We start from the raw sequence: 19,343 nt of genomic DNA on the forward strand, positions 1-19,343 counted from the left end.
GCGGAGAGAAATTTTCTTAATGCATGGACTATGACATTGGCATTTGTATTGTTCAAGCAGAGTGGGACCGCGCATGGCGTCTCTGCAGCATATCGCTGCGGGGGCGTCATTTTTTGTCATGAGGCGGACTTTCAATTATGAATGGTTCGGGAGGAATTGGCCATGGGACGTATACTGCAACAGATGCGATCCGATATTCGAACAGTATTTGAAAATGATCCCGCGGCACGCAGTCGATTTGAAGTCATCTTTACCTATTCCGGCTTGCATGCGATATGGGGACATCGAGTTGCCCATTGGTTTTTCAAGCGGAAATGGTATACCGTAGCCCGCACAATAGCTCAAGTAAGTCGATTTATGACAGGTATCGAGATTCACCCTGGCGCCACAATAGGCCAACGCCTGTTTATTGATCATGGTATGGGGGTAGTCATTGGCGAGACTTGCGAAATTGGTGATGACGTTGTCATCTATCAAGGTGTTACCCTTGGAGGGACTGGTAAAGAGAAGGGCAAGCGGCACCCGACAATTGGCAATAACGTCGTCATTGCTTCTGGCGCTAAGGTGCTTGGTTCTTTTAGCATTGGAGATAATACAAGTATTGGAGCTAATTCAGTAGTGCTGCGTGAAGTGCCAGGCAATTGTACGGTTGTAGGTATTCCAGGCCGGATCGTGAAACAGGATGGTGTACGTATTGATCGTTTGAATCATGCGCAGCTCCCTGACCCAGTCGTCGATATGTTCCGTCAACTGCAAGGCCAGATCGATAAGCTTGAGCAGGAAGTTCAACACCTACGGTCGCAAACCATCGAGACAATCACTAACTCGTTAGATGAGGCGCGTAGTGATGGCGAAGCGAATAGGGATCAGGATAATGGCCAGCCAAAGGTAATAGACAGTCAAGATAAAGAAATCCGTACAGATCAAGGTAGCGATAAGGAAGATCATACCGGTTTTACACAAAATAGATTTAAAGAAGAACGACAAGACAAAACGGAAGACAAAAACAAAGGTAAAGATAGAGACAAAGATAAAGGTCAAGTTAAAGGTCAAGATAAGGATAAGGACAAAAACTCCAAGGAGGCTATGCGCGCATGACATTAACGATATATGACACAATGACACGCAAGAAGCAGCTTTTTACACCGCAGAAGCCGGGTGAAGTCAGCATGTACGTATGCGGTCCAACCGTATACGGTTATATTCATATTGGAAATGCCAGACCGGCAATCGTCTTTGACGTAGTTCGCCGTTATTTGGAAACAACAGGTTACGATGTTAACTATGTGATGAATTTTACCGATGTAGATGACAAACTGATCACGAAGGCGCGTGAGATGAACCTGTCCGTAGCGGAAGTGGCGGATATGTTTGTTGAAGCTTATTACGCAGATTGCGATGGGCTCGGTATTCGTCGTGCTTCCAATAATCCTCGTGTAACGGATAATATCGATGAAATTATAAGCTTTATTTCGACATTAGTGGAGCAAGACATTGCGTACCCGTCGGGTGGCGATGTGTATTTCCGAACGAAGAAGTTTGCAGACTACGGCAAATTGTCTCATCAGAATTTGGAGGAGCTCCAGTTCGGAATTAGAATTGAAGTGGATGCCCGCAAGGAAGCCGCGGAAGACTTTGTGCTCTGGAAAGGAGCAAAGCCAGGTGAAATTGCTTGGGCAAGTCCGTGGGGTGAAGGGCGACCGGGCTGGCACATTGAGTGCTCTGCTATGGCGCGTAAGTATTTGGGTGATACACTAGACATTCATGGTGGTGGCCAAGATTTAACGTTCCCACATCATGAATGTGAATTGGCGCAATCGGAAGCGGTGACAGGCAAGCCATTGTCGCAAATTTGGATGCATAACGGTTATATTAATATTAACAATGAAAAAATGTCTAAATCTCTTGGGAATGGTGTGCTTGTCAAAGACTTGCTCACACATTACAACCCGGGTGCTATTCGTTACTTTATGCTGTCCACACATTATCGTAATCCGCTTAACTTTACGGATGAGGCGATGCAGCAGGCTGTTAATTCAACAGAACGATTGACGAATGCGATCTTGAATGTGAAGCATGCTTTAAAGGCAGCAGACGTGTCATTGGACGAAGCGGTGCAGGCTGCCTCTACTTTCGGTGAGCCTAATGAAGCACTGCAAGTCAAGCTGGCTGGCATCTTAGAAACGTTTGACACCAAGATGCAAGATGACTTTAACACGGCTGATGCGATTACGGCGATGTTCGATTGGGCGAGTGAAGCAAATGTGTACGTACAGCAGGGGAATAGTGCTGGAACTTTGCGACCTGCCGACCTGCTTGCGTTACTTGATGCATTTGAAGCGATGAATGATGTACTAGGCATTGTAATTGAGCAAGAAGCAGAGCTTCTGGATGAGGAGATCGATCAATTGATCCAGGAACGAACGGAAGCGCGTCAATCGCGCAATTGGGCCCGTGCTGATGAAATTCGTGATTTGCTTACGGAAAAAGGGATCGTATTAGAGGATACACCGCAAGGTGTTCGTTGGAAGCGGGCGTGAAAGGGGCAGAACTCATAACAGTGGCTGAAGAACGTGATAGAAAGAAAGAGGATTGGCTGTTCGACTTTGCGCCTGCGAAAGGAACGAAGTTCTTAAATCCGATAGCGCTTGCCTATATGGGAGATGCTATATATGAGATTGCTGTGCGGCAATATGTTATCTCACAGCCGAATCACCGTCCTCACCATATGCATCAAGAGACAATTAAATATGTATCTGCTAAAGCGCAGGCCAAGTTTCTAAACAAGTTAGCGCCTATATTGACAGAAGAGGAAGCAGACGTGGTTCGGCAAGGACGCAATGCCAAATCTACTGTCCCAAAGAGTGCCAACGTTCAGGAGTATAGACATGCTACGGCACTAGAGGCATTGTTCGGTTATTTATACTTTGAGAAGCAGTTGGACCGCTTGCAGGAACTGGTTCATCTTATGCTGCAAGAAGGCGGGAATGAAGAGGGATGATGGCTGCAATACGGCAGTAGATGTGTCATTTAATATCGGACACAGGCATTTAATACCGATAACATAAAGGGAATTATAGAGCAACTAGGAGGTACTTTATTATATGCAAGAAGAAATGATTGCTGGCAAGCACTCTGTTATGGAGGCACTGCGTTCTGGTCGAACAATTAACAAAATATGGATCGCTGAACAGGCGCAAAAACACTTGACCCTGCCGATTATCGCCGAAGCTAAAAAGGCTGGTATTATCGTTCAATCGGCAGATAAACGCAAGCTGGATCAGATGGTAGAAGGTATTCAGCATCAAGGTGTTGTTGCACAGGTGGCGGCCTATGATTATGTGGAAGTTGATGATATTTTGGCGCTTGCTGAGCAGAAAGGGGAAAAACCGTTTATTCTGGTGCTGGATGAGATTGAAGATCCACACAATCTGGGATCAATGCTTCGGACTGCAGATTGTACGGGGGTACATGGTGTTATTATCCCAAAACGTCGTTCAGTTGGCTTAACGGCAACTGTATCCAAAATATCCGCGGGGGCTGTTGAATACGTGCCCGTTGCACGTGTGTCGAACCTTGCTCAAACCATTGATCAGCTAAAAGAACGAGGGGTATGGGTAGTAGGAACCGATGTCACGGCAGAACAGGAAGTATATGACGCTACTATTTTGGATTCCCCAGTTGCCATTGTGATCGGGAATGAAAATAAAGGAATGGGCAGGCTCATCCGTGAATCGTGTGATGTATTATTAAAGCTGCCAATGGCGGGGCGTATTAATTCCCTGAATGCATCGGTGGCAGCGGGCATCGTCATGTATGAGGTTGTACGCCGTCGTAGAGGCTAATCGCGATGCAACAACAGGCAGATTGGCGCGACGTGCTACTGGTAGACGGATATAACATGATCGGCGCATGGTCTGAACTGAAGAAGCTGGCGGATACGAAGCTGGAGGAGGCGCGTGATCGTCTGTTGGATATGCTTACGGATTATCAGGCCTATTCTGGCAGACGTGTCATTGCCGTATTCGATGCTTATCGCGTTCCGGGCATTGGAGCAACTTACAAGCAAGGTGACGTGACGGTTAGTTTCACAAAGGAGAAGGAAACGGCGGATGAATGCATCGAAAGACTCGTGCGCGAGCTGAAGCATCGCCGCCGCACCATCTATGTGGCCACGTCAGATATGACGGAGCAAAATGTCATTTTTGCACTGGGCGCGCTACGTGTATCGGCGCGTGAACTTCGAATCGTCATCGAGCAGGCGCGACGTGAGGTGGAAGTGCAGATTAAGGAGCAAGCGCTGCGGCCAATCAAGCGTAATCCGCTCGAGGACAAATTAAGTCTCGACGTAATGCTGAAGCTGGAGCGTCTGCGGAGGGGCGATAAAATAGAGTAGCTTTGCACAGACTAGCACTTTTTTACTGAAACGTATGTTGTTTCTTAAGTTGCCAAAAGTGTTCATACGTTCAAAAGCCCTCTTTTTCTTGTAGTGTCCAGTATTCTCGCGGTTGACGCTTGGGAAGCTATTCATATATACTGAATCTATCATTTTGTCGGATTAGCTATTTCAACAGTTTTGGAAACGATAGTCAGTTTGAAGGACTACCGATTCTATCAACAGAACAGACCCAATGCTTATTAGCCTGATGTTCATGTACATACAGAACAATATGCGAAGCGGGGTATCTTATGTAACGGGTGGATTGCGTTGCAGGCCGGAGGGATTGCTAGTGAGTGTTGACCTCAAAGAAATAAGCACGTTTCCATACGATAAGTTGACAGATGAACAGCTTGTAGACGCGGTTCGCGAAGGTGACGGCGATGCACTGGAATATCTGATTAACAAATATCGGAATTTTGTACGTGCGAAGGCACGCTCCTATTTTCTGATCGGCGCTGACCGGGAGGACATTGTGCAGGAAGGTATGATTGGACTGTACAAGTCTATACGAGATTTTAAGGGAGACAAGCTCGCATCGTTCAAAGCATTTGCTGAACTCTGTATTACGAGACAGATCATAACTGCGATTAAGACTGCTACGCGACAGAAGCACATTCCACTTAATTCTTACGTCTCCTTGGACAAACCCATTTACGACGAGGATTCCGACCGGACACTATTGGACGTTATCGGAGGTTCTCGTGTATCAGACCCTGAAGAGCTTATTATTAATCAAGAAGAATTTGTTGGCCTTGAAGACAAGATGTCTGAAATATTAAGCGACCTTGAACGAAAGGTGCTTATGCTATATTTGGACGGCAGATCCTATCAGGAGATTGCAGTGGATCTCGACCGACATGTGAAGTCTATAGACAATGCCCTACAGCGTGTGAAGCGGAAGCTAGAAAGATATTTGGAAGTGCGCGATGGTGGAGAATCGATATAATGGAAGTGTTCAGGACACGTGATAACACGCAGTCATCGGGCACTTTCTTTTTTTTGAACCGACATGTTGATTATCAGAAATGACAAGTTCACGCCTGCTGATCAGGTGAAGTTAACCATGTGGGGTTTAACTCAAACCGCTTTATACCATAATGGGAAAGAGACGATTGGAAAAGCGAACCTTTGAGTTATATTCCAGCATTGTATATGATAGAGCAAGGGGCAGAACACCTATTGCGTCAATATCTTTTCATTGACATGAAATACCCTATGTGATAAAGTGTTTTGGGTAGCCCTAAATATGCGTACGTTTTTAGGAATATATTCCGACGCTTCTTTATCTAAAAAGGTGTCTTCAGGAGGTGTACAACATGCGGGTAATTGTTACGATGGCTTGCACTGGCTGCAAACAACGCAACTATACAACTACGAAGAACAAACGTAATCACCCAGACCGCATCGAGTTGAAGAAATTCTGCAAGTTCTGCAACGAGCATACTTCTCATCGCGAAACAAGATAAGTCAGGTGGAGGTGTAGTCCGTGGCTTTCTTAGGAAATGTGAAACGTAGTTTTGGTTCTATGTTTTCCTTCTTTGCCGACAGCTGGGGCGAATTAAAGAAGGTTCGCTGGCCCAACCGTAAAGAGTTGACAAGCTATACGATCGTCGTATTGTCCACGGTCATCTTTGTTACGCTCTATTTTTGGGTCCTGGACATCGGGATCTCTGCGATCGTCGAAGCGATTATTTAATAAAAGTCCCAAGGTGGCTTCAGTATGGAAAAAAGATGGTACGTTGTCCATACCTATTCAGGGTATGAAAACAAAGTCAAAGCCAATTTGGAAAAGCGCGTCGAATCCATGGGCATGGAAGACAAGATATTCCGCGTTCTTGTTCCGATGGAAGAAGAGCTGGTAAACAAAGACGGTAAGAAGAAGACTGTCATGCGTAAAGTTTACCCAGGTTATGTTCTTGTTGAAATGGTTCAAACGGATGAGTCTTGGTACGTTGTGCGTAATACGCCAGGCGTAACTGGATTTGTCGGTTCCACAGGCTCGGGTTCCAAGCCGACTGCATTGCTTCCAGAAGAAGTTGAACAGATTCTGAAAACAATGGGCATGGAAGAACCGAGAATGACGGTTGAGTTCGAACTGAAAGAATCAGTGCGCATCAAAGTTGGTCCTTTTGCGAACTTTGTTGGTACAGTCGAAGAAATCGTGACCGAGAAGCAGAAGCTTAAGGTTCACGTAAACATGTTTGGTCGAGAAACCCCGCTTGAGTTGGATTACCACCAAGTGGAGAAGATTTAATAGATCTTATCGGTTTCTGTTGCGGATAAGCACGTTTGTGCCGAAGACCGCATAACTAGCGCAAGGAGGTGTTCCACGTGGCAAAGAAAGTCATTAAAGTGGTCAAGTTGCAAATTCCAGCGGGTAAGGCGAATCCTGCACCTCCTGTAGGTCCAGCATTGGGTCAAGCAGGGGTTAACATCATGGCGTTCACAAAGGAATTTAATGCGAGAACAGCAGATCAAGTTGGTTTGATTATTCCAGTTGAGATTTCTGTATTCGAAGACCGTTCCTTTACGTTCATCACTAAAACTCCACCGGCTGCTGTTTTGTTGAAAGTAGCAACTAAGGTAGAGAAAGGTTCCGGCGAACCTAACAAGAAAAAAGTAGCAACTGTTAAGCGCGACGTAGTTCGTCAAATCGCTGAACAGAAAATGGCTGACCTGAATGCAGCTTCCGTTGAAGCAGCAATGCGTATGGTTGAAGGTACAGCTCGCAGCATGGGTATCGTAGTAGAAGACTAATTCCCGTCTTCGTACGCAGTGGGAGGTTAATCCGTTACTACCACAAAGGAGGAAAAGAACATGGCATCTCATGGTAAAAAATATGTTGAAGCTGCAAAGTTGATCGACAAAGAAGCAACTTATGAAGCTTCTGAAGCCATTGAATTGGTGAAGAAAGCAGCAGCAGCGAAATTTGACGAAACAGTTGAAGTGGCTGTTCGTTTGGGTGTAGACCCTCGTAAACAAGATCAGGCTGTTCGTGGTGTAGTTGTATTGCCACACGGTACTGGTAAAACTAAACGCGTTCTCGTGTTTGCAAAAGGCGAGAAAGTGAAAGAAGCAGAAGCAGCTGGTGCGGATTATGTTGGCGACCAAGAGCTCATCAACAAAATTCAACAAGGTTGGTTCGACTTCGATGTCTGCGTAGCAACACCAGACATGATGAGTGAAGTAGGTAAATTGGGACGTATCCTTGGTGGTAAAGGTCTCATGCCTAACCCTAAAGCCGGTACGGTTACTTTTGATGTTACTAAAGCTGTTCAAGAAATTAAAGCTGGTAAAATCGAGTATCGTCTGGATAAAGCAGGCCAAATTCACGCACCTATCGGTAAAGTATCTTTCAGTGCTGAACAGTTGAATGACAACTTGAAAGCTTTGATCGATGCATTGAACCGTGCTAAGCCGGCAGCGGCTAAAGGTGTATACATGAAAAACATCGCGATCTCTTCGACGATGGGCCCTGCAGCTCGCGTTAACACTGCAACTTATCGTTAAGATAAATGCTGCTCAATTGGTAAGTAACGGATACGGTTGACATGGTTCGACTGGACGTGTTACTCTAATAGAGTTGTTAATGACGACGTAAATAACATTGAATAATCGTACCGTAGACAGTAGGTGCCGAGAGGCTTAATCCCCTACCGAGGTGTTCGAATAGACTGAGTGCGAAGGTGTGCGTTGTATACGTACCTCGTACACCAATCGCTTCGTAATGCCTCTGTAGTTAGCTACAGAGGCTTTTCTCATGCTCGGGTAGGAAGAACGGATGTAATACGGTTGATCATGAAATATGTAGGAGGTGTATCGAGTGGCAAACGCGAAAGTGATTGAATCCAAACAACAAGCTGTTACCGAGATTGCTGGTAAATTGCGTGATAGCGTGACAACAGTTGTTGCTGACTACCGTGGTTTGAGCGTTGCGCAAGTGACAGAACTTCGTAAGCAACTTCGTGAAGCTGGTATCGAGTTCCAAGTATTGAAAAATACATTGGTTCGTCGTGCTACTGCTGCAGCTGAGTTGACTGAACTTGACGAAGCATTGACTGGTCCTACAGCAATCGCATTCAGCCGTGAAGACGCAGTTGCTCCTGCGAAAATCTTGAACGATTTCGCAAAGAAAAACGAAGCCCTTGAAATCAAAGGTGGTATAGTAGAAGGTCGCGTTGTAGACGTTGACCAAATCAAAGCGTTGGCAGCATTGCCTTCCCGCGATGGTTTGTTGTCCATGTTGCTCAGCGTGCTCCAAGCTCCTGTGCGCAACTTTGCATTGGCAGTCAAAGCAGTCGCAGAGAAGAACGAAGCCGAAGCGTAAGCAACGCCTTCTATTGGAATCTAGCGGCAGTATCATAAAATATGAAAACATTGATGGAGGTTACTATAATGAGCAAAGAGCAAATCTTGGAAGCCATTAAAGGCATGTCCGTATTGGAATTGAATGATCTTGTTAAAGCAATCGAAGAAGAATTCGGCGTAACAGCAGCTGCTCCAGTAGCAGTTGTAGCTGGTGGCGGAGCAGAAGCAGCAGCAGAGCAATCCGAATTCGACGTAATCTTGACTAGCGCTGGCGCTGGTAAGATCAACGTTATCAAAGTAGTTCGCGAAATCACTGGTCTTGGCTTGAAAGAAGCTAAAGAAGTAGTAGACAACGCTCCTAAAGCAATCAAAGAAAAAGTAAGCAAAGAAGACGCTGAAGCTATCAAAGCTAAGCTTGAAGAAGCAGGCGCATCTGTAGAAGTGAAGTAATAACCACTTCTGTAAGTACAAACCCCTTGAAGAATCTTCAAGGGGTTTGTTGTCTAGGATACGAAAGAGAAGTCTTGGTAATCCTCGTAGTTATGACGCGCCCTAGACAATGAACGCACGTGCTTACCGATGATGGAGGTGGACATATGGCACACTATTATAGCAAGCATCAGGAAGTTGGTCATGATCGCAAGCAACTGCAATTTACATTGCGGGGCTACCCGCTGAGATTTGTGTCCGATGCTGGCGTATTTTCAAAAGATAGCATTGATTATGGTAGTAGAGTATTAATCGAACAGTTAGATATACCATCGAATGCGAAGGTGCTTGATGTTGGTTGTGGTTATGGGCCTATCGGGTTAACGGCAGCTAAATTGGCTTCTGAAGGCCATGTTGTGATGGTGGACGTAAATGATCGGGCGTTGGCGTTAGCGCGCGAGAATGCAGCTGCGAACGGGATCTCTAATGTAACGATTCAAGCAAGCGATGGTTTAACAGCATTGGGTGAGCTTCGCTTTGATGTTATTATAACGAATCCGCCAATTCGAGCAGGCAAAGAGGTAGTGCATCGCATTTTTGAGGAATCTTATGAGCATTTGAACGCAGGTGGGTGCTTATGGATTGTTATTCAGAAGAAGCAAGGGGCTCCCTCAGCTGAGGCGAAGCTGCTGACGCTCTTTGGTGAAGGGCAAGTAACGGAAGTTGTTAAGGACAAAGGGTACCGTGTATTTAGGGCGACAAAAGAACTGGGATGAATTACAATATGAAAATAAGTATGAAAATCTCAATTCTAAGTTGACTGCGCATGCCCAATGTGGTATTATTATAAAATGTCAGTATTAGGATGGACTTCATGTCTTTACTTTGCTAAAATGTCAAGCCTTTTTTTGAAAAGGATGCATACATTTTCGTTATATGACGTATAATGTTTACATTTTGGGTAAATCTATCGATATGAAGTGTAGTGAGACAACCCAGAAACGACGGCACGGAGAAACGGCGTCCATCGCAACTTGCGTTTTGTCGTGAACGTGCGTTTTTCTTTTTGTCCCTCTTTTTCCATTTTATCACGTTTTCTGAGTCTCTTTCGTGGACTTTATTATAAAGGATATCGAAAAGGATTCGCAATCCATTTTTTAAGTAGACATGAGGGGTGAGTATAAGTTGGCAGGACATCTTGTTCATTATGGACGACGCACTCGGCGCAGCTATGCGCGCATCAAAGAGGTTCTCGAAGTTCCGAACTTGATTGAAATCCAACAGAAATCGTACCAATGGTTTTTGGATGAAGGATTGCGAGAGATGTTCCAAGACATATCTCCGATTCAGGATTTCACAGGTAATCTCGTTCTGGAGTTTATCGATTACAGCTTAGGTGAACCGAAATATTCGGTCGATGATTCTAAGGAACGCGATGTAACATATGCGGCACCACTCCGTGTGAAGGTGCGACTTCTCAACAAAGACACCGGCGAAGTGAAGGAACAAGAAGTATTTATGGGTGATTTCCCACTCATGACGGAAACAGGAACGTTCATCATCAACGGTGCGGAACGTGTCATTGTCAGCCAGTTAGTTCGTTCCCCGAGTGTCTATTTCAGTACGAAGGTTGACAAGAACGGTAAGAAGACATACACAGCTACGGTTATTCCTAACCGCGGTGCGTGGCTTGAACTTGAAACCGACGCAAAAGACATCATTTACGTTCGTATCGACCGCACACGTAAAATTCCGGTAACTGTGCTGCTTCGCGCACTTGGTTTTGGAACTGACGAGCAAATTTTAGAATTGCTCGGTCACGACGAATATATTCGTAATACGCTGGACAAAGACAACACGGATTCAACGGAGAAAGCGCTCATTGAAATTTACGAGCGGCTTCGTCCAGGTGAGCCTCCTACGTTGGAAAACGCTAGAAGCTTGCTGATTGCCCGTTTCTTTGATCCGAAGCGTTACGATCTGGCGAATGTCGGTCGTTACAAAATAAATAAAAAGCTTCACATTAAAAACCGACTCTTCAATCAAAAGTTAGCACAAACACTTGTTGATCCAGATACGGGAGAGATCGTTGCAGAAGCAGGTCAAATGATTGACCGTCGTTTGCTGGACGAAATTTTACCGCGTCTTGAGAGCAATGTCGGCTTTAAGACTTATCAGGTTGCCGGCGGTGTGTTGGATTCGGATGATATTCCGCTCCAATGTATTGATGTATACTCTCCAATTGAAGACGGAAAAATCGTGAAAGTTATTGCCAACGGCTTGATTGACAAGTCCGTTAAACATATTACGCCTGCGGATATTATCGCATCGATTAACTACTTTATCGATTTGCTGCATGGCATCGGCAGCACGGACGACATCGACCATCTCGGTAATCGTCGTTTGCGCTCAGTAGGTGAATTGTTGCAGAACCAATTCCGTATCGGATTGTCTCGTATGGAACGTGTTGTGCGCGAGCGGATGTCCATTCAGGATGCTAATGTGATCACGCCGCAAGCATTGATCAACATTCGCCCAGTAATTGCTTCGATTAAGGAGTTCTTCGGAAGCTCCCAGTTGTCGCAGTTTATGGATCAGACGAACCCACTGGCTGAATTAACACACAAACGTCGTCTATCTGCACTCGGACCTGGTGGTCTGACGCGTGAGCGCGCGGGCTTTGAAGTTCGTGACGTCCATCCGTCGCACTATGGACGTATGTGTCCGATCGAGACCCCAGAGGGACCGAACATCGGTTTGATCAACTCCTTGTCCACGTTTGCACGTGTGAACGAGTATGGCTTCATTGAGGCACCGTATCGTTGGGTAGATCCGAAGACTGGTCGTGTAACCGATCATATCGATTACATGACAGCAGACGAAGAAGACAACTATGTTGTTGCCCAAGCGAATGCGCCATTAAATGATGATGGTACATTCCGTGATGAGACAGCGATTGTTCGTTACAACAAACAATCAGACAACATTTTGACGATGCCTACCGATCGTGTAGATTACATGGATGTATCTCCTAAGCAGGTTGTGTCAGTTGCGACAGCGCTCATTCCGTTCCTCGAGAACGATGACTCCAACCGTGCGCTCATGGGATCAAACATGCAACGCCAGGCGGTACCGCTTCTGATACCGCAAGCGCCGTTCGTAGGTACGGGAATGGAACACAAATCCGCTAAGGACTCCGGTGTGTGCATCGTGTCCAAAATTAACGGGATTGTGGAACGTGTCAGCTCCAATGAGATCAATGTTCGTCATATTGAAGTAATTGACGGCCGCGAGGTTCGCGGTGATCTTGTTAAACATAAGTTACAGAAATTTATGCGTTCTAACCAAGGAACGTGCATCAACCAACGTCCGCTTGCTCGTAAAGGCGATATTGTCAAAGTTGGCGATATTTTGGCGGATGGACCTTCCACTGAAATGGGCGAATTGGCGCTTGGACGTAACGTTGTCGTTGCGTTTATGACGTGGGAAGGTTACAACTACGAGGATGCGATTCTTCTCTCCGAGAAGCTTGTGAAAGAAGACGTATATACTTCGATTCATATCGAAGAATATGAGTCTGAAGCACGTGATACGAAGCTCGGACCGGAAGAAATTACGCGTGATATTCCAAACGTAGGGGAAGAAGCGTTGAAAAATCTCGACGAGCGCGGAATTATCCGTGTCGGCGCAGAGATCAAAGCAGGGGACATTCTCGTTGGTAAAGTAACCCCTAAAGGTGTTACAGAACTGACAGCAGAAGAACGCCTCTTGCATGCTATTTTTGGTGAGAAAGCACGTGAAGTACGTGATACATCACTCCGCGTACCACATGGTACTGACGGTATCGTTGTTGACGTTAAAGTGTTTACTCGTGAAAATGGCGATGAGCTGCCGCCGGGTGTTAATCAACTCGTACGTGTATACATCGCTCAAAAACGTAAAATCTCTGAAGGCGATAAGATGGCGGGACGTCACGGTAACAAGGGTGTCATCGCTCGTATCTTGCCAGAAGAAGATATGCCATTCCTGCCAGATGGAACACCAGTTCAAGTTGTATTGAACCCGTTGGGCGTTCCTTCCCGTATGAATATCGGTCAGGTACTCGAGGTTCACTTGGGTATGGCTGCTCGATATCTTGGCTTCCATGCTGCGACACCGGTATTTGACGGTGCAACAGAGTATGACGTGTTTGATACGATGGAAGAAGCAGGTATGCAACGTAATGGTAAGACTGTCTTGTATGATGGTCGAACCGGAGAATCGTTCGAACGTGAAGTTACCGTCGGTGTCATGTACATGATCAAACTGGCACACATGGTTGACGATAAGATTCATGCTCGTTCTACTGGACCATATTCACTCGTTACGCAGCAGCCGCTTGGTGGTAAAGCACAGTTCGGTGGACAGCGCTTCGGTGAGATGGAAGTATGGGCACTTGAAGCATATGGTGCGGCATATACATTGCAAGAAATTCTTACAGTCAAGTCTGATGACGTAGTCGGCCGCGTGAAGACTTACGAATCCATCGTTAAAGGTGAGAATGTACCGGAGCCAGGCGTTCCTGAATCATTCAAAGTTTTGATTAAAGAGCTGCAAAGCTTAGGTATGGACGTTAAGATCTTGACTGAAAACGAAGAAGAAATCGAAATGCGTGAATTCGATGAGGATGAAGAAGCGCCTCAAGACAAGCTGAACTTGGGCTTGGAAGATGACTACGCAATCGAATAATAGTAATACTCGTGCTAACGATGGTAGACAGCAAGATGCTGACTGCCATCGTTACACGATATTGGCCGTCTATTCTGGAAATCACTGATTTCCGGGTCAAGACGCTCTCTCGAAATAGACCGAAGTTCACTAGGCCGTCTATTTCAAGTAGACGGTGATCTCAAGTACAGATTAAGGAGGGTCGCTCCTAGATGGACGTCAACAATTTTGAATTTATGAAGATCGGGCTCGCCTCTCCCGAGAAGATTCGCTCATGGTCCCGCGGCGAGGTCAAGAAGCCAGAGACGATTAACTATCGTACGCTCAAGCCAGAGAAAGAGGGCTTGTTCTGTGAAAAGATTTTTGGACCGACGAAAGACTGGGAATGTCACTGTGGTAAGTACAAACGTGTTCGTTATAAAGGTGTAGTCTGTGACCGTTGCGGTGTTGAAGTAACACGTCAAAAGGTACGCCGCGAGCGTATGGGTCATATTGAATTGGCAGCTCCTGTATCACATATCTGGTATTTCAAAGGTATCCCATCCCGCATGGGCTTGGCGCTTGATATGTCTCCACGTTCCTTGGAAGAGATCATTTATTTCGCTTCCTACGTAGTTACAGATCAAGGTGATACTCCTTTGGAGAAGAAACAACTCTTGTCCGAGAAGGAATATCGCAGCTACCGTGAAAAGTATGGACATGCGTTCCATGCCGGAATGGGAGCAGAAGCGGTTAAGAAGTTGTTGCAGGATCTCGATCTGGATAAAGAACTCGAAATGCTGAGAGAAGAGCTGCGTACGGCTCAAGGTCAACGCCGTAACCGTGCGATTAAGCGTCTCGAAGTAATCGAAGCTTTCCGAAACTCGGGTAACTGCCCGGATTGGATGATTCTTGACGTTTTGCCAGTTATTCCGCCTGAATTACGTCCGATGGTTCAATTGGATGGTGGTCGTTTTGCGACTTCCGACTTAAATGATCTGTACCGTCGTGTTATTAACCGGAACAACCGTTTGAAACGTTTGTTGGATCTTGGCGCTCCAGACATCATCGTACAGAATGAGAAGCGTATGCTTCAAGAAGCTGTAGATGCTCTGATCGACAACGGTCGTCGTGGCCGTCCTGTTACGGGCCCTGGTAACCGTCCTTTGAAATCGTTGAGCCACATGCTCAAAGGTAAACAAGGTCGTTTCCGTCAGAACTTGCTCGGTAAACGTGTTGACTACTCAGGTCGTTCCGTTATCGTTGTAGGACCTAGCCTTAAGATGTATCAATGTGGTCTGCCTAAAGAAATGGCCTTGGAATTGTTCAAGCCGTTTGTTATGAAAGAACTCGTGAACAAAGGCTTGGCTCACAATATTAAGAGTGCAAAGCGTAAAGTAGAACGCGTAAGCCCAGAAGTATGGGACGTTCTGGAGCAAGTTATCCGTGAACATCCAGTACTCTTGAACCGCGCTCCTACCCTTCATAGACTCGGTATTCAAGCATTTGAACCGATTCTGGTTGAAGGACGTGCAATTAAGCTTCATCCACTCGTATGTACAGCATACAATGCGGACTTTGACGGTGACCAAATGGCTGTTCACGTACCATTGTCTGCAGAAGCGCAAGCGGAAGCTCGCTTGTTGATGCTCGCATCCGGTAACATCTTGAACCCTAAAGACGGTAAACCTGTCGTTACGCCATCTCAGGATATGGTCCTTGGATCTCACTTCTTGACGATGGATAACAAAGAGGCTAAAGGTTCAGGTATGATCATCTCTCATGTGAATGAAGCCGTATCCGCATACCAACGGGGTACAGCATCCTTGCATGCGCGTGTAGCCATTCCGGTTAAGGCGCTTGGCAAGACTAACTTCACAGAGAAACAACAAAATGCGTTCATGATTACGACGATTGGACGTATTATCTTTAACGAAATCTTCCCGGCTGATTTCCCTTACATCAATGAGCCAACTAAGCGCAACTTGTTCGAGGGAACACCGGATCATTACTTTGTATACGATAAAGGTGCGAACATCCGTGAGTACATGATGGAAGTTCCACAGACCGGAGCAGTTGGTAAAGACTACTTGGGTCAAATTATTGCCCGTTGCTTCGAAATCTTCCATACAACCAAAACGGCTGTTATTTTGGATGATATCAAGCAGCTTGGATTCACTTACTCTACACGTGCTGGTATTTCCATCGCGGTGTCGGACGTTATCGTTCCGCCAGAGAAAGTTGAAATTCTGAAAGAATCCGAAGAGAAAGTCAAAGTCATTACGAACCAATATCGTCGTGGTCTGATCACGAATGATGAGCGTTATGACCGTGTTATCGAAGTTTGGTCCAAAACAAAAGACCAAATTACTGATATTTTGATGAAATCGATGGATCGTTACAATTCGATTATGCTCATGGTGGACTCCAAAGCCCGCGGTAACAAATCGCAGATCACACAGCTCGGCGGTATGCGTGGTTTGATGGCGAATCCATCGGGTCGTATTATCGAATTGCCAATTAAGTCGAACTTCCGTGAAGGCCTTACGGTCTTGGAATACTTTATCTCGACGCATGGTGCGCGTAAAGGTTTGGCGGATACGGCGCTTCGTACAGCGGATTCGGGTTACTTGACCCGTCGTCTCGTTGACGTTGCCCAAGACGTTATCGTACGCGAAGACGATTGCGGAACAGATAAAGGCTTCTTGGTAAGCGACATCTCTGACGGCAAAGAGGTTATCGAAGGATTGTATGACCGTATCGAAGGGCGTTACTCCTTCCAAACGATCAAGCATCCTGAGACAGGTGAGATCATTGTTAACCGCAATGAACTGATCGATTCCGACAAAGCCGAAGAGATCGTGAAGTCTGGCGTGAAGAAACTGCAAATTCGTTCCGTACTTAGCTGCCGCGCTCGTCATGGCGTATGTAAGATTTGTTACGGCCGTAACTTGGCAACAGGTAAGCATGTAGAGATCGGGGAAGCAGTTGGCATAATCGCTGCTCAATCTATCGGTGAACCAGGAACACAGTTGACGATGCGTACGTTCCATACCGGCGGTGTTGCCGGTGATGATATTACACAAGGTTTGCCGCGTATCCAGGAGTTGTTCGAGGCCCGTAATCCTAAAGGTCAAGCAACTATTTCCGAAATTGATGGTGTAATCAAAGAAATCCGCGAAACGAAAGACCGTCGCGAAGTGGAAGTCCAAGGTGAAGCAGAGACTAAAGTCTATGCTGCAAGCTATGGCTCTCGTATTCGTGTACATGAAGGTCAGACGATCGAGGCGGGCGACGAGATTACAGAAGGTTCGATTGACCCTAAAGAGATGCTGCGCATCAAAGGTATCCGAGGCGTTCAGAACTATATCCTTCAGGAAGTTCAACGCGTATACCGGAACCAAGGGGTTGAAATCAACGATAAGCACGTTGAGGTTATGATTCGACAAATGCTTCGCAAAATTCGTATCATCGATAATGGGGACACGGTTCTGTTACCTGGCGCCTTCGTTGATATGCATGAATACGAGTCTGCTAACAAAGATGCTATCTTGTCTGATAAAGAACCGGCTGTTGCTAAACCCGTATTGCTTGGGATTACAAAAGCTTCCTTGGAGACAGATTCCTTCTTGTCCGCGGCTTCCTTCCAAGAGACTACTCGTGTCTTGACGGATGCTGCTATCAAAGGTAAAGTCGACCAATTGCTCGGTCTGAAAGAGAACGTTATTATCGGTAAGCTGATCCCTGCTGGTACAGGTATGAACCGTTACCGCAGTGTTAAGCTGATCAACCCTTTGGATGAGCAAACGGAAGAAACGCTTGAGCATGCAGGTGTAGGCGCAACTGAATAAGTTCAGCCTAATGATAAAGAAGACGTCCGATTACTGTTGCGTCTAAGTAACAGTAATCGGCGGCTTTTTCATGTATGAAGCACAGCGATATGTAATCATTTTATTTATTACTTGTTTAATATTTTACTCGACATAGGGGCCGATTCTTGATAGAATGCTTTTTGTGCCCAAATATTAAACGATTAGCATTAGAAGAGAAAGTGCTTGACAGCATAATCTCAAAATGCTAAAATGTCGTAGTGTGCCCAAGACGGATGCCTGTACTTTTGGAGGATTAAGATTCATGTCTAATGAAAAGAGTCTACAGGATGCTAAAGTTAAGATTGGGAGCAAGCAGACACTTAAGATGGTTGAACAAGGTTTTGCCACTGAAGTGTATGTTGCACTAGATGCCGATACGAAGCTTCTTAATAAGATCGTATCCCTTTGCCGCAAGAGAAACATTAAGCTTATTGAAATAAGCTCAATGGTGGAACTGGGCAAGATGTGTGGCATTGAAGTTGGAGCTGCTATGGCAGCGATAGTCGAAGAGTAAGTAACCGATGTTTTTGTTAAGGATGACGGAATAGTTTCCGAGGCAAAAACTTTTCATTTGCTCATTTATGAACCGCCTGGATCTGTGGACTTAAAAGAGTGAATTGTTAAAGGTGTTAATAACATGGGAAGGGGGTGGCAACATGCCAACTATTAACCAATTAGTTCGCAAAGGCCGCAAAGCTAAAGTAACAAAATCCAAATCCCCAGCATTGCAAAAAGGGTTTAACGCCCTGAAACGTGCTGAGACTGATTTGAGCGCGCCTCAAAAACGTGGTGTATGTACTCGTGTAGGTACAATGACTCCGAAAAAACCGAACTCCGCACTTCGTAAATATGCTCGTGTTCGCTTGACGAACCGTGTAGAGGTAACGGCGTATATCGGCGGTATCGGACATAACCTGCAAGAGCATAGTGTCGTGCTCGTGCGCGGTGGCCGTGTTAAGGACCTTCCGGGTGTTCGCTACCACATCGTTCGCGGTGCATTGGACACTGCTGGTGTGAACAACCGTATGCAAGCTCGTTCCAAATACGGTACGAAGCGTCCTAAAGTTAAAAAATAATTAATAGTTTCATGATATATTCATGAACTCACGTGGAAAGGGGGATACACATGCCACGCAAAGGACCAGTTACTAAGCGCGACGTGTTGCCAGATCCGGTATACAACAGCAAGTTGGTTACTCGCCTAATCAATCGTGTTATGATCGATGGTAAACGTGGTGTTGCTCAAACTATTCTGTATGATGCTTTCAAGTCCATTGAAGAGCGTACGGGTAAAGACCCTATGGAAGTGTTTGAAGCAGCAATCAAGAACATCATGCCGGTTCTGGAAGTTAAAGCTCGCCGTGTAGGCGGATCTAACTATCAAGTACCAGTAGAAGTTAAGCCAGAACGCCGTACATCCTTGGGATTACGTTGGTTGGTTAACTACTCGCGTAACCGCGGTGAAAAAACAATGCAAGAGCGTTTGGCAGCAGAGATTATCGATGCTTCCAACAACACTGGAGCAGCTGTTAAGAAACGCGAAGATACGCACAAAATGGCTGAAGCGAACAAAGCATTTGCTCACTACCGTTGGTAGGATTGAGTTA

General features: G+C 45.8%; 19 protein-coding genes, 1 pseudogene and 1 other annotated feature. All 20 genes and pseudogenes read left to right on the forward strand.

The window, feature by feature from the left end:
- Positions 1–162: 162 nt before the first annotated feature.
- Positions 163–804: pseudogene (gene cysE, locus H509_RS23955) on the forward strand (serine O-acetyltransferase); the annotation flags it as partial.
- 290 nt (positions 805–1,094) lie between these two features.
- On the forward strand, positions 1,095–2,540 hold the full coding sequence (gene cysS, locus H509_RS0101365) for a cysteine--tRNA ligase (RefSeq protein ID WP_028543487.1): 1,446 nt from the start codon (positions 1,095–1,097) through the stop codon (positions 2,538–2,540).
- Positions 2,537–3,001 (forward strand): Mini-ribonuclease 3, encoded by a 465-nt coding sequence (locus H509_RS0101370; protein ID WP_281169712.1) that lies wholly within the window; start codon positions 2,537–2,539, stop codon positions 2,999–3,001. The genes cysS and H509_RS0101370 overlap by 4 nt, the downstream gene beginning before the upstream one ends.
- Positions 3,002–3,104: 103 nt before the next feature.
- Positions 3,105–3,845: a 23S rRNA (guanosine(2251)-2'-O)-methyltransferase RlmB gene (rlmB, locus tag H509_RS0101375; RefSeq protein WP_028543489.1), complete on the forward strand. Its 741-nt coding sequence runs from the start codon at positions 3,105–3,107 to the stop codon at positions 3,843–3,845.
- A 5-nt stretch (positions 3,846–3,850) separates the two neighbouring features.
- Positions 3,851–4,396: an NYN domain-containing protein gene (locus tag H509_RS0101380; RefSeq protein WP_028543490.1), complete on the forward strand. Its 546-nt coding sequence runs from the start codon at positions 3,851–3,853 to the stop codon at positions 4,394–4,396.
- A gap of 334 nt (positions 4,397–4,730) precedes the next feature.
- Positions 4,731–5,387 carry an RNA polymerase sporulation sigma factor SigH gene (gene sigH / locus H509_RS0101385; RefSeq protein WP_028543491.1) on the forward strand — a complete coding sequence of 219 codons (657 nt, stop codon included), beginning with the start codon at positions 4,731–4,733 and terminating at the stop codon, positions 5,385–5,387.
- A gap of 63 nt (positions 5,388–5,450) precedes the next feature.
- Positions 5,451–5,573 (forward strand): hypothetical protein, encoded by a 123-nt coding sequence (locus H509_RS28520; RefSeq protein ID WP_281169713.1) that lies wholly within the window; start codon positions 5,451–5,453, stop codon positions 5,571–5,573.
- Between the two features lie 184 nt (positions 5,574–5,757).
- Positions 5,758–5,907 carry a 50S ribosomal protein L33 gene (gene rpmG, locus H509_RS0101390; RefSeq protein ID WP_028543492.1) on the forward strand — a complete coding sequence of 50 codons (150 nt, stop codon included), beginning with the start codon at positions 5,758–5,760 and terminating at the stop codon, positions 5,905–5,907.
- Between the two features lie 38 nt (positions 5,908–5,945).
- On the forward strand, positions 5,946–6,137 hold the full coding sequence (gene secE / locus H509_RS0101395) for a preprotein translocase subunit SecE (protein WP_028543493.1): 192 nt from the start codon (positions 5,946–5,948) through the stop codon (positions 6,135–6,137).
- Positions 6,138–6,161: 24 nt separating this feature from the next.
- The gene (nusG, locus tag H509_RS0101400; protein ID WP_028543494.1) at positions 6,162–6,695 is read left to right on the forward strand and encodes a transcription termination/antitermination protein NusG; all 534 of its coding nucleotides are present in this window, start codon (positions 6,162–6,164) and stop codon (positions 6,693–6,695) included.
- 77 nt (positions 6,696–6,772) lie between these two features.
- Positions 6,773–7,198, forward strand: coding sequence for a 50S ribosomal protein L11 (rplK, locus tag H509_RS0101405; protein WP_028543495.1), 426 nt, complete (start codon positions 6,773–6,775; stop codon positions 7,196–7,198).
- Between the two features lie 60 nt (positions 7,199–7,258).
- Positions 7,259–7,951: a 50S ribosomal protein L1 gene (gene rplA / locus H509_RS0101410; protein ID WP_028543496.1), complete on the forward strand. Its 693-nt coding sequence runs from the start codon at positions 7,259–7,261 to the stop codon at positions 7,949–7,951.
- A gap of 92 nt (positions 7,952–8,043) precedes the next feature.
- Positions 8,044–8,209 (forward strand) — a sequence feature (ribosomal protein L10 leader region).
- A 55-nt stretch (positions 8,210–8,264) separates the two neighbouring features.
- Positions 8,265–8,768, forward strand: coding sequence for a 50S ribosomal protein L10 (rplJ, locus tag H509_RS0101415; RefSeq protein ID WP_028543497.1), 504 nt, complete (start codon positions 8,265–8,267; stop codon positions 8,766–8,768).
- 68 nt (positions 8,769–8,836) lie between these two features.
- Positions 8,837–9,199: a 50S ribosomal protein L7/L12 gene (gene rplL / locus H509_RS0101420; RefSeq protein ID WP_028543498.1), complete on the forward strand. Its 363-nt coding sequence runs from the start codon at positions 8,837–8,839 to the stop codon at positions 9,197–9,199.
- A gap of 146 nt (positions 9,200–9,345) precedes the next feature.
- Positions 9,346–9,954 (forward strand): class I SAM-dependent methyltransferase, encoded by a 609-nt coding sequence (locus H509_RS0101425; RefSeq protein WP_028543499.1) that lies wholly within the window; start codon positions 9,346–9,348, stop codon positions 9,952–9,954.
- A 391-nt stretch (positions 9,955–10,345) separates the two neighbouring features.
- Positions 10,346–13,906: a DNA-directed RNA polymerase subunit beta gene (gene rpoB, locus H509_RS0101430; protein WP_084159032.1), complete on the forward strand. Its 3,561-nt coding sequence runs from the start codon at positions 10,346–10,348 to the stop codon at positions 13,904–13,906.
- Between the two features lie 191 nt (positions 13,907–14,097).
- Positions 14,098–17,715, forward strand: a complete 3,618-nt coding sequence (gene rpoC, locus H509_RS0101435; protein WP_028543501.1) for a DNA-directed RNA polymerase subunit beta' — start codon at positions 14,098–14,100, stop codon at positions 17,713–17,715.
- Positions 17,716–17,998: 283 nt separating this feature from the next.
- Positions 17,999–18,250 carry a ribosomal L7Ae/L30e/S12e/Gadd45 family protein gene (locus H509_RS0101440; protein ID WP_028543502.1) on the forward strand — a complete coding sequence of 84 codons (252 nt, stop codon included), beginning with the start codon at positions 17,999–18,001 and terminating at the stop codon, positions 18,248–18,250.
- A 142-nt stretch (positions 18,251–18,392) separates the two neighbouring features.
- A complete protein-coding gene (rpsL, locus tag H509_RS0101445) occupies positions 18,393–18,812 on the forward strand; it encodes a 30S ribosomal protein S12 (RefSeq protein ID WP_028543503.1) in 420 nt (139 codons plus the stop codon).
- 50 nt (positions 18,813–18,862) lie between these two features.
- Positions 18,863–19,333 carry a 30S ribosomal protein S7 gene (rpsG, locus tag H509_RS0101450; RefSeq protein ID WP_028543504.1) on the forward strand — a complete coding sequence of 157 codons (471 nt, stop codon included), beginning with the start codon at positions 18,863–18,865 and terminating at the stop codon, positions 19,331–19,333.
- The last annotated feature ends 10 nt before the right edge of the window (positions 19,334–19,343 follow it).

It is taken from the genome of Paenibacillus taiwanensis DSM 18679, from assembly GCF_000425125.1.
In the GTDB taxonomy this organism is placed as follows: Bacteria; Bacillota; Bacilli; order Paenibacillales; family Paenibacillaceae; genus Paenibacillus_B; species Paenibacillus_B taiwanensis.

Excerpts from the sequence above, each read along its gene's own strand:
- rpoC (WP_028543501.1), top strand. The coding sequence starts at position 14,098 with ATGGACGTCAACAATTTTGAATTTATGAAGATCGGGCTCGCCTCTCCC.
- rpoB (WP_084159032.1), top strand. The coding sequence starts at position 10,346 with ATGAGGGGTGAGTATAAGTTGGCAGGACATCTTGTTCATTATGGACGA.
- H509_RS28520 (WP_281169713.1), top strand. The coding sequence starts at position 5,451 with ATGTTGATTATCAGAAATGACAAGTTCACGCCTGCTGATCAGGTGAAG.
- rpsL (WP_028543503.1), top strand. The coding sequence starts at position 18,393 with ATGCCAACTATTAACCAATTAGTTCGCAAAGGCCGCAAAGCTAAAGTA.
- rpsG (WP_028543504.1), top strand. The coding sequence starts at position 18,863 with ATGCCACGCAAAGGACCAGTTACTAAGCGCGACGTGTTGCCAGATCCG.
- H509_RS0101440 (WP_028543502.1), top strand. The coding sequence starts at position 17,999 with ATGTCTAATGAAAAGAGTCTACAGGATGCTAAAGTTAAGATTGGGAGC.
- nusG (WP_028543494.1), top strand. The coding sequence starts at position 6,162 with ATGGAAAAAAGATGGTACGTTGTCCATACCTATTCAGGGTATGAAAAC.
- rplA (WP_028543496.1), top strand. The coding sequence starts at position 7,259 with ATGGCATCTCATGGTAAAAAATATGTTGAAGCTGCAAAGTTGATCGAC.
- rplL (WP_028543498.1), top strand. The coding sequence starts at position 8,837 with ATGAGCAAAGAGCAAATCTTGGAAGCCATTAAAGGCATGTCCGTATTG.
- cysS (WP_028543487.1), top strand. The coding sequence starts at position 1,095 with ATGACATTAACGATATATGACACAATGACACGCAAGAAGCAGCTTTTT.
- H509_RS0101425 (WP_028543499.1), top strand. The coding sequence starts at position 9,346 with ATGGCACACTATTATAGCAAGCATCAGGAAGTTGGTCATGATCGCAAG.
- H509_RS0101380 (WP_028543490.1), top strand. The coding sequence starts at position 3,851 with ATGCAACAACAGGCAGATTGGCGCGACGTGCTACTGGTAGACGGATAT.
- rpmG (WP_028543492.1), top strand. The coding sequence starts at position 5,758 with ATGCGGGTAATTGTTACGATGGCTTGCACTGGCTGCAAACAACGCAAC.
- rlmB (WP_028543489.1), top strand. The coding sequence starts at position 3,105 with ATGCAAGAAGAAATGATTGCTGGCAAGCACTCTGTTATGGAGGCACTG.